The sequence below is a fragment of the Ruegeria sp. PrR005 genome (assembly GCF_010500245.1).
GTDB classification, from domain to species: domain Bacteria; phylum Pseudomonadota; class Alphaproteobacteria; order Rhodobacterales; family Rhodobacteraceae; genus Ruegeria_B; species Ruegeria_B marisflavi.
Window position 1 is genome coordinate 65162 of record NZ_JAAGOX010000013.1, and the last position, 14305, is coordinate 79466.

The 14305-nt window shown below is 58.4% G+C and carries 9 protein-coding genes and 1 pseudogene; 6 read left to right on the plus strand and 4 right to left on the minus strand.

Going from position 1 to position 14305, the window contains the following annotated elements; all coding sequences use genetic code 11:
• Positions 1-62: 62 nt before the first annotated feature.
• Together G0P99_RS10655 and G0P99_RS10660 are read left to right on the plus strand one after the other, a co-directional pair.
• Complete coding sequence (locus G0P99_RS10655) at positions 63-569, plus strand: DUF2924 domain-containing protein (RefSeq protein WP_164129586.1); 507 nt, start codon at positions 63-65, stop codon at positions 567-569.
• Positions 566-2245, plus strand: coding sequence for a recombinase family protein (locus tag G0P99_RS10660; protein ID WP_164129588.1), 1680 nt, complete (start codon positions 566-568; stop codon positions 2243-2245). The genes G0P99_RS10655 and G0P99_RS10660 overlap by 4 nt, the downstream gene beginning before the upstream one ends.
• Before the next feature lie 361 nt (positions 2246-2606).
• Here G0P99_RS10660 and G0P99_RS10665 read toward each other — a convergent pair whose 3' ends face one another.
• The 3 genes and pseudogenes from G0P99_RS10665 to G0P99_RS24745 form a co-directional block, all read right to left on the minus strand.
• Positions 2607-3314, minus strand: a complete 708-nt coding sequence (locus tag G0P99_RS10665; RefSeq protein ID WP_164129590.1) for an IS6 family transposase — start codon at positions 3312-3314, stop codon at positions 2607-2609.
• Positions 3315-3345: 31 nt separating this feature from the next.
• Complete coding sequence (locus G0P99_RS10670; RefSeq protein ID WP_370462754.1) at positions 3346-3624, minus strand: hypothetical protein; 279 nt, start codon at positions 3622-3624, stop codon at positions 3346-3348.
• A gap of 193 nt (positions 3625-3817) precedes the next feature.
• Positions 3818-4024: pseudogene (locus G0P99_RS24745) on the minus strand (IS6 family transposase); the annotation flags it as partial.
• A 300-nt stretch (positions 4025-4324) separates the two neighbouring features.
• Here G0P99_RS24745 and G0P99_RS10680 point away from each other — a divergent pair.
• The 3 genes from G0P99_RS10680 to G0P99_RS10690 are packed head-to-tail and all read left to right on the plus strand — an operon-like array spanning position 4325 to position 9227.
• Complete coding sequence (locus G0P99_RS10680; protein WP_164129592.1) at positions 4325-5707, plus strand: TolC family protein; 1383 nt, start codon at positions 4325-4327, stop codon at positions 5705-5707.
• The gene (locus G0P99_RS10685) at positions 5704-7905 is read left to right on the plus strand and encodes a type I secretion system permease/ATPase (protein WP_164129593.1); all 2202 of its coding nucleotides are present in this window, start codon (positions 5704-5706) and stop codon (positions 7903-7905) included. Before G0P99_RS10680 ends, G0P99_RS10685 begins: the two co-directional genes overlap by 4 nt.
• Positions 7905-9227, plus strand: a complete 1323-nt coding sequence (locus tag G0P99_RS10690) for an HlyD family type I secretion periplasmic adaptor subunit (RefSeq protein ID WP_164129595.1) — start codon at positions 7905-7907, stop codon at positions 9225-9227. The genes G0P99_RS10685 and G0P99_RS10690 overlap by 1 nt, the downstream gene beginning before the upstream one ends.
• Positions 9228-9229: 2 nt before the next feature.
• On the opposite strand, the gene G0P99_RS10695 is transcribed toward G0P99_RS10690, so the two are convergent.
• Positions 9230-11449: an adenylate/guanylate cyclase domain-containing protein gene (locus tag G0P99_RS10695; RefSeq protein ID WP_164129597.1), complete on the minus strand. Its 2220-nt coding sequence runs from the start codon at positions 11447-11449 to the stop codon at positions 9230-9232.
• A 229-nt stretch (positions 11450-11678) separates the two neighbouring features.
• Between G0P99_RS10695 and G0P99_RS10700 the strand changes: the two genes are divergently transcribed.
• Positions 11679-14305, plus strand: a 2627-nt coding sequence (locus tag G0P99_RS10700) for an Ig-like domain-containing protein (RefSeq protein ID WP_164129599.1), incomplete at its 3' end; no start/stop codon positions are given.

Genomic DNA, 14305 nt, shown 5'->3' on the forward strand with positions numbered 1-14305 from the left:
CGGGCCTCTCCCGGTACCGGCTGATCCCAACGGATCTGCCCAACAAGAAGGAGAGACCATCGATGAAAGACCTTACCAACGTCGCGCGCACGGAAACAGGCAAGGCGCACCCGATCCCCCTGCCATCGGTTGCCACGCTCGAGACCGCGGGTCGCGAGACCCTGCTCGATCACTGGCGTGATATCTTCGCGGCCCCGCCTCCCAAGGGCCTGAGCCAGGTCTTTCTGCGGCGCTTCCTCGCCTTCGAGGTGCAGGCCCGGCAGCAGGGTGGCCTGCCCAAGGACCTGGTCGAGCGGATTGCCCGGGAAGCGGCCGGCGAGACGCGTAAGGTGACGCCTGCGCTGCGCCCCGGTGGTCGGCTGCTGCGGGAGTGGAACGGTGTCACCCATGTGGTGGATATTCTCGAGGCGGGTTGCCTCTGGCAGGGCAAGACCTATCCCTCGCTCTCCGCGGTCGCCCGCGCCATCACCGGCGCACGCTGGTCCGGGCCGCGCTTTTTCGGGCTCACCACCGCCTCGGAGACACCGAGCGCCCGTCGGGGCACCAATGGCAAAGGCGCCAAACGATGAAGTCCGGGCAGAAGACCATCCGCTGCGCGGTCTACACCCGCAAGTCCTCCGAGGAGGGACTCGAACAGGCGTTCAACTCGCTCGACGCCCAGCATGAGGCCTGTGCTGCCTACATCGCCAGCCAGAAACACGAAGGCTGGAAGCTTGTCCCTGCCCGCTACGATGATGGTGGCCTCTCGGGCGGCACGCTCGAACGTCCTGCCCTGCAGTGCCTGCTCGATCATGTCGAAGCCGGACGGGTCGACATGATCGTGGTCTACAAGATCGATCGCCTGACCCGGTCGCTGATGGATTTTGCCAGGCTGGTCGACCGGTTCGAGGCCGCAGGCTGCTCCTTCGTCTCGGTCACCCAGGCCTTCAACACCTCCTCGTCCATGGGGCGTTTAACCCTCAACGTGCTTCTGTCCTTCGCCCAGTTCGAGCGTGAGGTCACCGCCGAGCGGATCCGCGACAAGATCACCGCCTCCAAGAAGAAGGGCTTCTGGATGGGGGGCAACCTGCCATTGGGCTATGACCGCCACCCCGACCCGGAGAAACGCACCCTCGTGATCAACCCCCCGGAAGCGGAAACGGTGACCACCCTGTTCAAGCTCTATGACGATCTCGGCGCGCTTGGGGCCGTGGCCCGCGAAGCAGACCGGCTTGGCCTGCGCTCAAAACTCCGCACCAACAAGGCCGGCCAAACCAGCGGTGGCTCCCGGCTCAGCAACGGACAGATCCAGCACCTGCTGCGCAACCCGGTCTACATCGGGCAGATCCGCCACAAGGATAAGGTCTGGCCCGGCCTGCATGACCCGATCCTCGACCCCGATCTCTGGGCCCGGGTCCAAGCCCGGCTCGATGCCGCCGCGCGGCGTGGTCGAGGGAGCAAGACGTTGCAAAACGGCACCGCTGCCAACGCGACCCTCACCGGAAAGCTCCGGGACGACACCGGCGACCGCCTTACGCCGACCCACACGGTGAAGGCCGGACGGTGTCACCGCTACTATGTCTCCAATCGCCTGATCTCCGGTGGTCCCGATCCGTCCGGTTGGCGCCTGCCCGCGGCCGCGTTCGAGCGGGTCGTGGCCGTCGGTCTCGCGGAGCACCTCGAGGCGATGGTCAAGTCGCACCGTCTGCTTGCCATCCCGGATGCAAGCGATGCCGATGCTCTTCTGGCGCGGGTCGAGACCTTGAGCAAGGCGCTCCGCGCCCGTCCGGCGGAGGCCGCTCCTCTGATCACCGAGGCCCGCCTTGCCCGCTCCTCCCTCACGATCATCTGCGATCCAGTAGCCCTCGCAAACTGTCTTGACCTTTCCGCTGACACCTTCGCGCCGGAGGTGCTCTCCTTCATACTGCCGCTTACCCTGCGCCGCCGCGGCGTGGAAACCCGGATCGTGACCGGCACGCGCGCACCCATGCCTGACCCGGTGCTGCTGAGGAACCTGGCCCGGGCACATGAATGGATCCGCGACCTGCGTGGCGGTATCCCGATGTCCGGGGTCATCAACAAGAGCGGACAATCCGAATCCTTCGTCCGCACCCGCTCGCAACTGGCCTTCCTCTCGCCCCGGCTTCAGGCCGCCATTCTCGCCGGGACCCTGCCACCCGAGATGACCGCCCGACGCATCCTCTCCAATCCGATTCCCCTCGATTGGGCAGAGCAGGAACAACTCTACGGTCTGCCCAAGGCCTGATCCCCCTTCAATCCTTCGAACCCCCGGCCGGTCTCTGCGCCAGAGATCGGCCCGATCGCATTCACGCATGTACCGGCGAGAACGGCGCGACGCCCCCGTTGCGTTTTTCCCTGTAAATTCCCTGTTAATCGCTCCCCGAAACGAAAAACCGCACCGCCAAAATGGCCCACAGAGACTGTGCCCGAAATCCCGCCCTTCCGCAGCGCCACAATACGTCTCTGTAGGCCAACACAACGCACAACCGCCCGGAATACCCGGCAGAAGGGGCATCGGCTTCGTTATAGGGGAAGTACCCGAAGGTGGCTGGCGGGGCTGTCAGACGGATGAGAACCGGTCTCGATGACGGCAGGATAGCTGCCCTTTATGCCGCGCAGAGACAACGCCACTCCGAGAGAGCGGCGGCGCGGTGGTGCTTAAAGTTGGCTCGACTGGTGAGACTCCGATCGGCATTGAAATGGTTGAAGACCGAGGCGTGAACGGCGGCGAACAGCTGCAAACTTCGCATCCGCCGGAACCGCAACATCGCCCGTTCCCGTCGTCGAAACGGCAGGTGCGAATTCTCCGCCCGATTGTTCATCCAGCGACCTGTTTCCTGGAGATGGATGGCACCGATGTCTCTTAGCGCCGCTCCGTAGGAGCGAAGCAGGTTGGTCACGAAAACATGCGGCCGGCCGTGGCGCTTCATCGTTTTCTTCAGGAATTTCAATGCCGCCTTCTTGTCGCGCGTCTTCGTCACGTAGCTTTCCAGAACCTCGCCTTCGTGGTCCACGGCGCGCCACAGGTAGTGTCTTTCCCCGTTGATCTTCACGAACATCTCATCGAGGTGCCAACGCCACTGTGGCCAGGATCGCATCCGCTCAACCCGTTTCTTACGGATTTCGGCGGCAAACATCGGACCAAATCGCTGCCACCAGAACCGTACCGACTCGTGGCTCACATCAATGCCGCGCTCGTGCAGCAGATCCTCCACATTGCGCAGTGACAGCGGAAATCTGACGTACAGCATCACGGCCAGTTGGATGATCTCGCGGCTCGTGCGAAAGTAGCGGAACGGGTTCGGATTTGTCATGGCCAGAGGCTACCTGCCCACCCTGCCCCGCTCAAGCGCCATCCCTCTGACAAAGCCCATCCAGGTGCCAACGCCACTGCGGCCAGGACCGAAGCCGATCAGCACGTTTCTTGCGGATTTCAGACGCAAACATCGGACCGAACCTTTGCCACCAGAACCGGACCGTTTCGTGGCTGACATCGACGCCGCGCTCGTGAAGCAGATCTTCAACATTGCGCAGTGACAGGGGAAATCTGACGTACAGCATCACCGCCAGACGGATGATTTCTGGGCTGCTGTGGAAGTATTTGAACGGATCACGTTTCGGCATGCCGTCAGGCTACGAAACCGCCCTGCCCGTCTCAACCGGATTCCTTCTGACACCGCCAACCGCACGTACAACATGACCGCCAAGCGGATGATCTCTGGGCTGGTCTTGAAATAGCGAAATGGCGAACGTTTGGTCATGACTGGACGCTACAAAACCGCCCTGCCCGCCTCAAGTCGGTTTGCTTTGACAGCACCTCCAGATGCCAACGCCACTCAGGCCAGGACCGAAGCCGAGCTGCGCGTTTCTTGCGGATCACGGACGCAAACATCGGACCGAACCTTTGCCACCAGAACCGCACCGCCTCGTGGCTGACATCGAAGCCACGCTCGTGGAGCAAATCTTCCTCGTTTCGGAGAGACAGTGGAAACCGCACATACAACATGACCGCCAAGCTGATGATCTCTGGGCTGGCCTAAAAATAGCAAAATGACGATCGTCTGGTCATGGCCGGACGTTACAAAACCGCCCCCCCGCCTCAAGTCGGATTGCTTTGGCTGCACCCTCCCCATGGTTAAGGGGATGCGGAGGCCGAATTTTCTCGGCAAATAGTGGCGCTCGCCGTCATCTTCACGAAAACCTCATCAACATGCCACTGACAGTGCGGTCTGGATTGCAGTCTTTCTGCCCGCCGACACCGGATTTCAGATGCTAAATGTTAATTTGCATGTATCTTTGGTGTATATGAATAGGGACGACTTTGATGATACGTGCCATTTTTTCCGCATTGATCCTATCTTTCATGCTTGTCGAAAGCATTCCCTCTGCAGCCGCGCACGAATTGAGGAAATCGGTTCAGGTTGCGCTGTCTTCGAACCCGACGATCAAGGCGCATGATGCCGCGGTCCGAACCGCCGCGCTTGAACTGCTTGAGATGCGTGGGACATATCTTCCAACGGTTTCCGTTTTCGCGGGCTTGGGGCCGGAATACGTGGATGATCCAAACGGGCTGTCTGTTGTCGACAATGCACGAACAAAGACATCAAGAGAGATCGGCCTGGTAGCGAGCCTTCCTCTTTTTGACGGATACAAAAGGGCGAACACCGTTTTCACCCGCGCTGCTCAATTGGACCGAACCATGTTCGAGTATCTCGATGCCTCGGAAACGATGGCACTGTTAGTCGTGCAGGCCCACATGGACATTGTGCGCAACCAAAATATCCTAGCGACCGCCAACGATCACCTCAACCGCCATCTGGATATCGCTCGACGTGTTAGAGAACAGGTTTCGGGTGGAAAGCTGCCGCTGAGCGACCAGTTGCAAGTGGAAAGCCGGGTCGAGACACTGCGCATCACCATCAGCGAGATTTCGAACGAGTTGGAAATGTCCCGCTCACGCTACAGAGAACTGGTAGGGACACCGAACGTACCTGGATTGAATGCTCCGGGTCTTCCAAGTTTGCCGCCGAGCCTTGACGCCCTTATTGCATCCAGTGTCCAGAACAATTTCCGAGTCAAGCAAGCTCAGGCAAGTGTCGATGTCAGGAGGTTTGAAAAGTTTACAAACGAAGCGGAATACTTGCCGCAGGTGAATCTTAGGGCTGGCGCCTCGGTCGGGGCAGATCTCGACGGTGCGAGCGGCAACGAAAATCGCTCGTTCATCAGTATCGACCTCGACTGGAAACTCTTCAATGGCGGTCGCGCCGAACGCAGGGCAGCGTTGCTCGAACGTCAGAATGAAGCCCTGTATCTTCGGATGGCCACCATGCGTGAAGTGCAGCACATTGCCGAAAACGCTTGGTCAAGCTATCAGTCTAGCCAGAGAATAGCGACAATCGCCGCCAAGCAGGTGGCCCTCAACAATGACCTGGTTGAGCAATACACGCTGGAATTCCAGTTGGACACGCGCAGCCTGCTTGACCTGCTCATTGGCGAGACCGAGTTGTTCCGATCTCGCATCGAGTTGATCAACGCAAAAGCGGGAGCCACCTTCAACGCCTATCGCATGCTCGCGGCGCAAAGCAGGCTAGCCCAGTATTTTGGCATCGACAGTACGGGAGAAGCACTGCTGCTGGCAGTACAGGCGAACGAGTCGCAAAAACCTTTTGACGTCATTGATCGGGCGGTGCCGATCGTGAAGAGATGAATGAGAATACAAGCAAGGATGAGGCCCTTGACGTCGAAGACGCTAAAAGCCCGTCCCATGGAGCAAGCGAACAAACGAGTTTGCGGCTGCTGCAATGGTTCGCCGAGTTTTACGTACGGCCATTCACTCCGACTGCTGTCATGTCTAGGCTTCCGGCTGGCGCAAACCTCGACGACCCCGAAGATCTGGAATTGGCTCTGGCAACCCTTGGGTTCCGAACGCGATTACATCGTACCAAGCTCCGTCATCTCGACCCAGTCGTATTGCCATGCATAGCATTCGACCTCCGCAACAAGCCACTGATTATAAACACGATAGACAGCAAGAACCGAACTGTGACCACTCGGGATTCAGGTTCGGAAACTAATGAAACCCAAACCCTGCGAATAATCGAAGGGCGCATTAAACCTGATCTTCTGCTGGTCACTCCGCAGGAAGATGAGAACGCTCCCTACCGCGCGACCTACGCCGACGATACGCAAGCACCCGGCTCGTCTTGGTTCTGGAGGCCTGTGCGCCGGAACTGGCGAGGCTGGCTCCATGTCACGATCGCCACTTTGCTGATAAACCTGATGGGGTTGGCGCTCCCGCTGTTTGTCATGAACGTCTATGATCGCGTGATCCCAACATATTCGACCATCACCCTTTGGACGCTGGCCGCTGGGGTCTGCATCGCGATCGGCCTGGACCTGTTGCTGCGCCAGATCAGGACCAGCCTTCTGGAGCAGATCAGCCGGCGCGTTGATATGCAAATCGCATCAGATCTGTTTCGTCAGGTCATGAACATTCGGCTGACGGCACGACAAATCGGCGCTGCCGGACTGGCGTCACTGGTTCGGGAGTATGAATCGATCAGGGAACTGTTTGCTTCTGCATCCTTTATCGCTGCGGTCGATTTCTTGTTCGTCGGCGTCTTTATCGGGGCGCTCTTTCTTATCGTTGGACCGCTGGCCTACGTGCCGCTGTTGGCGATTTTCATTACCCTGACAGCTGCTGTTCTGGGGCAAATCCCGCTGGCTCGCGCGGCGAAATCATCAATCGAAGTGGAATCCCGTCGTATGGGTCTGCTGTCCGAAGCGTTGTCCGGCGTGACCACGATCAAGACGCTGAATGCCGAAAATATAATGCAGCGGTATTGGGAAGAAGCGGTTGCGGCCTCCACCCGTTTGAGAAGCTATTCGCGCATCTGGGCCAATTTCACCCAAAGCGTGACCATCGCGACTCAGCAGTTGACCAGCGTCGGGATCATTCTTTGGGGCGTCTACCTTGTTATCGAAGGCGACGTAACCATCGGCGGGCTGATTGCGGCCAACATTCTGTCCGCGCGCGCATTGGCGCCTCTTGCGACCATTGCTCAGACCATCTTCAGGGTGCAATACACGCGCAAATCAATGCACGCCCTTGACAGCCTAATGGCCGCCCCTGTCGAACGGACAGCAGTGGTGCGATCGAACCTGCGAGTTCGCAAGGGAGCGATTAGCCTAAGAGACGTTACCTTCAGCTATCCAGGCAGTAGCGTGACCGCCTTGGACCGGTTCAATCTCGTCATCTCCCCAGGTGAAAGAGTAGCGGTTTTGGGGCGGGTCGGCTCGGGCAAGTCGACCTTGGGCATGATGCTGTCGGGTCTGATAGTGCCGGACTCTGGCACGTTACTGATCGACAACCATAATCTGAGCCAGTTCGACCCGTCAGAGCTGCGTGAAGGGATCGGGTATCTGCCCCAGACCTGCGAATTCTTAACCGGAACTCTCCGCGATAACCTGCTGACCGGGCGACCGAACAGCAGCCAGTCCGAAATCGAACGGGCGCTCTATCTTTCCGGGCTCGACGAATTCGTTTCTGCGACCCCAGAAGGGCTGGAGTTGAACATCGGAGACCGGGGCATGCGGCTGTCTGGTGGACAGATGCAAGCCCTCTCCCTGGCACGTCTTTTGTTGCGCCAGCCAAAGCTTCTTTTCCTTGATGAACCGACAAATGCAATGGATCAGGAGATGGAAATGCGGGTGTGCCGTCGGCTGAGCGAAGACCTGGACCGGGCGACAGGATTAATTCTGTGTACGCACCGACAACCCGTTGCAGCCGTCGCCGACCGATTTGTCGTTCTGGACAAAGGCAAAATCGTGCTTGACGGTCCCCGCGAGCAGGTCTTGACCTCGCTACGCGGTGGCACGGCACCCGAACAGCGGGCGGATGCGTAATGTTTGGACAGCGCATCGAAGCAACCTATACAAACCGACCCAACTCGATGGGACAAAGGGCCGGTAGCGCACTATCGCGTCGGCTGCTACTTCTGATCGCTGCCGCAGTCGGCGTATTCCTCTATTGGGCCAACTCAAGCGAGATCGAGGAATACACACGCAGCGATGGCCGGGTGATCCCGTCGAGTAAGGTCCAGATTGTTCAGAGCCTGGAAGGTGGGATCGTGCAAAGCATCGACGTTTCCGAGGGGGACATGGTCCAGCAGGATGATGTGCTCATGCAGATTGATGATACCCGTTTTTCTTCCGAGATGGGCGAACTGAAACAGCGCCACAGCGCCCTGACGGCGGAACGGTTCCGTCTCGTTGCCGAGTCGAACATGGCGGACGATCTGGCATTCCCGGAGGACCTGGTCAGCACGAACCCCCGGGCCACCAGAGCGGAACAGGAACTGTTCTTCACCCGCAAGCAACAATTAGCGCGCGAGTTGGATGTCTTGAACGACCGGCTCTCGCAACGGCAAAGCGAACTTGCCGAGTTGGAAGCGCAGCAATCAAAACGGAACAAAATGGTCGAACCCCTCAGGGAGGAGGTGGAGTTGGCCACCAACATGACGCGCTCTGGCGTGTTTCCCAAGATCGAACTGTTGCGTCTGAACTCGCAATTGGCGGCACTAGAGGGTGACCTGGCGATAGGCGAGGCGACCAAAGTACGTCTCCGGTCAGCAATTACTCAAGCCAGATCCGAAATCGAGGTGGCGCGTTCCGGATACCTGTTGACCGCGCGGCAGCGGATGGCGCAGTTGCAGTTAGAGCTCGCCGTTGTCGAGGAAACCCTTCGTGCCGCCAGTGACAGGGTCGCCCGAACCATGATACGAGCACCACTGCGCGGCACGGTGAACGCACTGTCGATAAACACGCCCGGCGCCGTGGTGGCTCCCGGCCAACCGCTTGCCGAAATCGTTCCTGCCGACGATGGCCTGATCATCGAAGCCTACCTGCGACCAACCGATGTCGCGTTTGTGAAACCTATGGCCGAGGTCTCGATCAAGATTACGGCATACGACTACCTGATTTACGGTTCCTTGACGGGCCGCGTCGCGCGGATAGGTGCAGACACCATCACTGCGGACGACGGCGCAGAGTTTTTCAAGGTAGTCGTGGAAACAGACCAGAGTTACCTTGGGTCCGCAAACGATCCATTGCCTATTTCTCCAGGAATGGTTGCCAAAGTCGACATTCTCACAGGCAGGAGAACCGTGATGGATTATCTGCTCAAACCGATACGGCGAGCCCAATATGAGGCCATGCGAGAACGCTGAGGTCACTTTTCCAAAGCATCGTAAACCCCACCCCAATCGGGATCTTCCGGCAACTTGACCAGCCGTTCAGAGCGTTTTCTGAACAGAGCGCAATAATCCTGCAGGTCCAGATCTAGGCGGGCAGCCTGGCGTTCCAGTTCCGCGATGAGTTCCAGTGCTTTCTGCCATTGCCCTGTGCGATAGGCAGCCAGCATGTCGACGCCAACTTCGGACAACGCCTTGAACCCATCTGTGCCTGCCAGTCGCTCACCCCCCATCACACCGTATATCCGTTCGGGCTCTGTCTTGCCTTTGACCCGAATAAGGTCGAGCTCAAGCAACGCGAACTCGCCATCGACGATCTGGGCTGTTCTCTCGCCGATGATGATCGACATTCCGTAACGCTTCGTCTGTCCCTCCAGACGGGACGCCACGTTCACCGTATCCCCTAGTGCCGTATAGTCGAAACGGCTGCGGCTTCCCATATTCCCGACGAAGCAGGGACCTGTATTTACCGCAACTCCGATCTGGATTGGATGATGCGGGGTGCCTGGAACGCTGGTCTCCATCCTGCTTCGGTTGAACTCACCCACGGCACGGACCATTTCCAGAGCGGCACGACAACTGGCGCGTGGATGGTCCTTCGCCTCTAGCGGTGCGTTCCAGAATGCCATCACTGCGTCCCCCATGAACTTGTCGATCGTGCCTCCGGAATTCAAAATCGGTTCGGACATTACCGTGAGAAGCTCGTTCATCAACTTGGTAAGCCCCTGGGGGTCATCGCGGAACCCTTCCGACAACGTCGTAAATCCGCGCACATCGCTGAACAGGACGGAGAGGTCGCGGCGTTCTCCTCCCAGCTTTAGGGCGTCCATGCTGTCGGTCAGCTGTGCTACAAGAGCGGGCGTCACGTATTGACCAAAGGCGTTCCGGATACGGTTCCTGCGACGTTCTTCGCGCAGGTAGTTGGTGCTGGACATCAACATCACGGTCAGCATCGTCGCGGCAATCGGAAAGGTAGGATCGACCAATTCGCTTTGCCAAAAGAACATCAGATAGGCGTAGGTTCCATAGGCCGATACCAGCACCAGAGTGCTTATGATCAAGACACCGGCGTGCAGCATGGGCGCAAGCGCAATGACAAGAATGGTCATCGCCGCCGTGGTTATCAGTTCCTTCCCGTCGGCGGTATTCTCACGTTTCAGGAGTGCGCCCCCTAGGATGTTTTCGAGCAATTGCGCATGGATTTCGACCCCGGCCATCGGCACACCCAAAGGTGTTGCACGAAAATCCTCCAGACCAATGGCGGAAGTTCCGACCAGCACCAGATGCCCAGCCAAACGATTTTGCGGTACCCTGCCTTGCAGCAGGTTTGCAGCAGAGACGAAGCGGTTCGGATCTGAGGCCGAAAATCGCGTCCAGACCGTACCATCGCCTTGGGTTCTGATCACCTGCCCCGCAACCACGACGCCATCTATCCCCGCATCGTTGGACCGAATGGCAAAGGCGTCGCCTCCCGTCGCGACACGCAAAAGTTCCAAAGAAAGACTGAGTCGCAACGCGCCCTCGACCATCATTACAATCGGGACACGTCGATAAATTCCATCCGCGTCGGGCAGAACGGTAAATACCCCGCGGCCCTGTGCGACCTCATTCAGGATTGGCAGGTTCTGAACCAGTTCTGGAAACTTCAGCAGGTAGGGTTCTGGATCCGGGCCGATGATCGCATGCGGGACTTTTTGTATGTCCCTCTCGACCTCGGAAGCTTGCAAGCCGCTCCGCACACTCGTTTCACCCAGCACAACGCGATTGCGGGAAAAAGACCGTGCAAGAACCGCGTCGTTGCTAGGTAGTTGCATCAGCTGGGACCGGATTTCATTCGAAATCCCGGGGTTGTCGATCGCGACCGAACCTGGAGACAAACGGTCAGGCTCCGAAAATACTATGTCGAAGGCCATCGCGGCAGCACCCGCTTGAAACACCCGATCCGTCAGCTCCGCGATCGTCGTTCTTGGCCATGGCCACTGGCCGACTTCATTCAGGCTCCGGTCGTCTATGTCCAGAATTACAACTGGATATGGTGTAATCTCGCGGGGGTTCAGACGTTGGAACTGATCAAAGGCCTGCAAGCGCAACCGCTCAACGAAAATCGGGTCGACGATCCGCAACCCTAAGAGAGCAAAGACGAGCAAGAACCCCGAGAGGCGGCCCCAACTGAATTTTCTCGCTCTCCAAAACGCCACGACTTTGATCTTCCGTTCTCTCCCGCCCGACGAAAGGCAACGACCCCCTGGCTCTTGCCGAGCGCTGTCTATTGTTCATCCTACGCATATTTTTTCGAGCCCGACAAAAAATTGAACGAATATTCACCACAAAAGCTCTTGTTTTTCCCCGGCTTTTGTTTCTCTTAGGCCGAATCGCATGATTATGTTAACCTTTTGAGACATATTTTCTTTGCAGCGGAGCTTGAGCATGGTTCGAGCGACGGCGGAATTTGATATAAGTCCACAGCATTCCTTCGGGCAAATCTTGCATGCGGAAGACGGCCCGATATTTTTGCCTGCCGACCTGAAACTTTTCACGGCTGATTTCGTTAAGGTCGGGACAGACTTGCACATTATCGACACAGAAGGGCAGTCCCTTAGAGTCATTAACTATTTTTCCGAAGTTGACCCGCGCGACCTGATCTCCTTCGACGGTGGCGTTCTGCAAGGCGGCACCGTTCGCCTGTTGGCCGGAGCGGGCCTTGACTCCTTCGTGGCTCAAGTCGGCACAGCGCAAGGTTCCATACCCATCGGCCAGGTTGAACTGGTATCGGGCGGCGCACGGGTTCAACGGCTCGACGGGTCGGTGGATGATCTGAGCATCGGCACCAAGATCTATGCCAACGAAGTCCTGCTGACCGACAGCGATGGGCGTCTGTCCGTCACATTTGCCGACGGAACGATCTTTTCGCTGTCCGAATCGTCACGCATGGTGATCGACGAACTCGTCTACGAACCCGAGGGAACCGACAACAGCGGAAAGTTCAACCTGATAAACGGAGGTTTCGTTTTCATAGCTGGACAGGTGGCCAAGACTGGTGACATGGATGTCACCACACCGGCAGCGACCATGGGCATCCGCGGCACGAACGTGTCGGCCCTGCTTTCGAAAGTCGAGGAAGTCACGCGGCTGACAGTCGCGCTGAATTACGACCCGGACGGCCGGCTTGGAACAATCGACGTCTTTGATCTCAACAACAACCTGATAACCACCATCACTGCCACAGATACAGCGTGGCTCATCTCTCCGGTCGAAGGCATTGCAATGGAGCTGCCCCGCGCCGTAGGTGATGAAGCTGAAGATGCGGACCTTATTGCCGATGCTCTGGCTGCCTTTGCGGCAGCCCAACAGCGCCTTCTCAACGGCGAAAACTACGTCGAGATCGGATCGCACAATTTCAACCGTACGCCGTCCGGTCCTCAGATCGATGACTTGAACCTACCTTCTGGACCAGATCAGGTTCCAGAGAACGAAGACTTGAATTTCAATGACGAGTCAAAAGGGAACTCTCCGTTTGATGAAGGCAGGCTCGCGCCTCAAATCGACAATGTCCGGGACCCTTTTCAAGCACCAGATCCTCAGGATCTGGTCGTAACGGGAAACGAGGATGCTGGAGACGACACTCCGATAGAAGGACGAATTTTATTTGACTCCGGATCGGTGCTCTTGGGAACTTTTTCGGTGCAAGCTTTGCCGGAACATGGTGCAGTCGTACTTTCAGTTGACGGATTTTTTACCTACACTCCAGAAGCAAACTTTTTTGGCATCGACGCTTTTACTTACAATGTCGTTTCAAGCGGCGGAACAGTTCTCTCGGGCACAGTTACAATCAATGTGCTTGCCGTGAATGACGTACCGGATGTTGTTCCGGACCGGTTCACAATAGACGAAGACGGTTCTGTCTCAGGCTCAGTTCTCATCAATGACAGCGACATAGACGGCGATGAACTCTTCGTAACCATTGCGACCACACCTGAGAACGGATCGCTGGATATTTCTCCGGACGGGTCGTTTATGTATACACCGAACCCGAATTTTTCCGGCACTGACACCTTCGTCTATACAGTCTCGGACGGCAACGGCGGGTTTGCGTCCGGCGTCGTTAACGTCACCGTCACCCCGGTCAACGACGCCCCCGTCGCAGGTGACGACAGCGTCACCACCGCAGAGGACACCGCAATCACCTTCGATCCGCGGGGCAATGACACTGATGTCGACGGTAACCCGCTCTCCCTCGCCTCAGTCACCCAGCCTGCCCATGGCAGCGTCGCGATCACACCCGACGGCAGCCTCATCTATACGCCCGACGCCGAGTTCCATGGAACCGACAGCTTCACCTATACCGTTTCCGACGGCGAAGGCGGCACCGACGAGGGCACCCTCACCCTCACCGTCGCATCCGTCAACGATGCGCCGGTTGTCGACAGCCCGATCCCGGACCAGGCGGCGCAGGATGGCGATCCGGTCTCGATCGCCGGCGCGTTCGGCGACGTGGACGGCGACACGCTGACCTACAGCGCCAGCGGCCTGCCCGCGGGGCTGACGATCAACCCGGCGACCGGCGAGATCAGCGGCACCCTCGACAACCAGGCGAGCCAGGTCGACACCGGCAACGGTCCGGGGGTCTACACGATCACCGTCACCGCCGATGACGGCAATGGCGGCACGGTCGAGGATACCTTCACCTACACCGTGACCAACCCGGCCCCGATCGCCGACAACGAGACCAACAGCACCGCTGAGGATACGCTGCTCAGCGTGGCGGCGGGCGACGCCGACGGCCTGCTCGCGGGCGATGTCGATGGCGGCAACGACAGCGACGACCTGACAATCACCCGGTTCGCGGTCGGCGCGCTCACCTATGCGGCCGGCACCACCGCAAGCCTTGCGGAGGGTGATCTGACGATCAATGCCGACGGCTCCTACACCTTCGCTCCGGCCGCCAACTTCAACGGTCCGGTGCCGGTGGCCACCTATACCGTTTCCGACGGCGAAGGCGGCACCGACGAGGGCACCCTCACCCTCACCGTCGCATCCGTCAACGATGCGCCGGT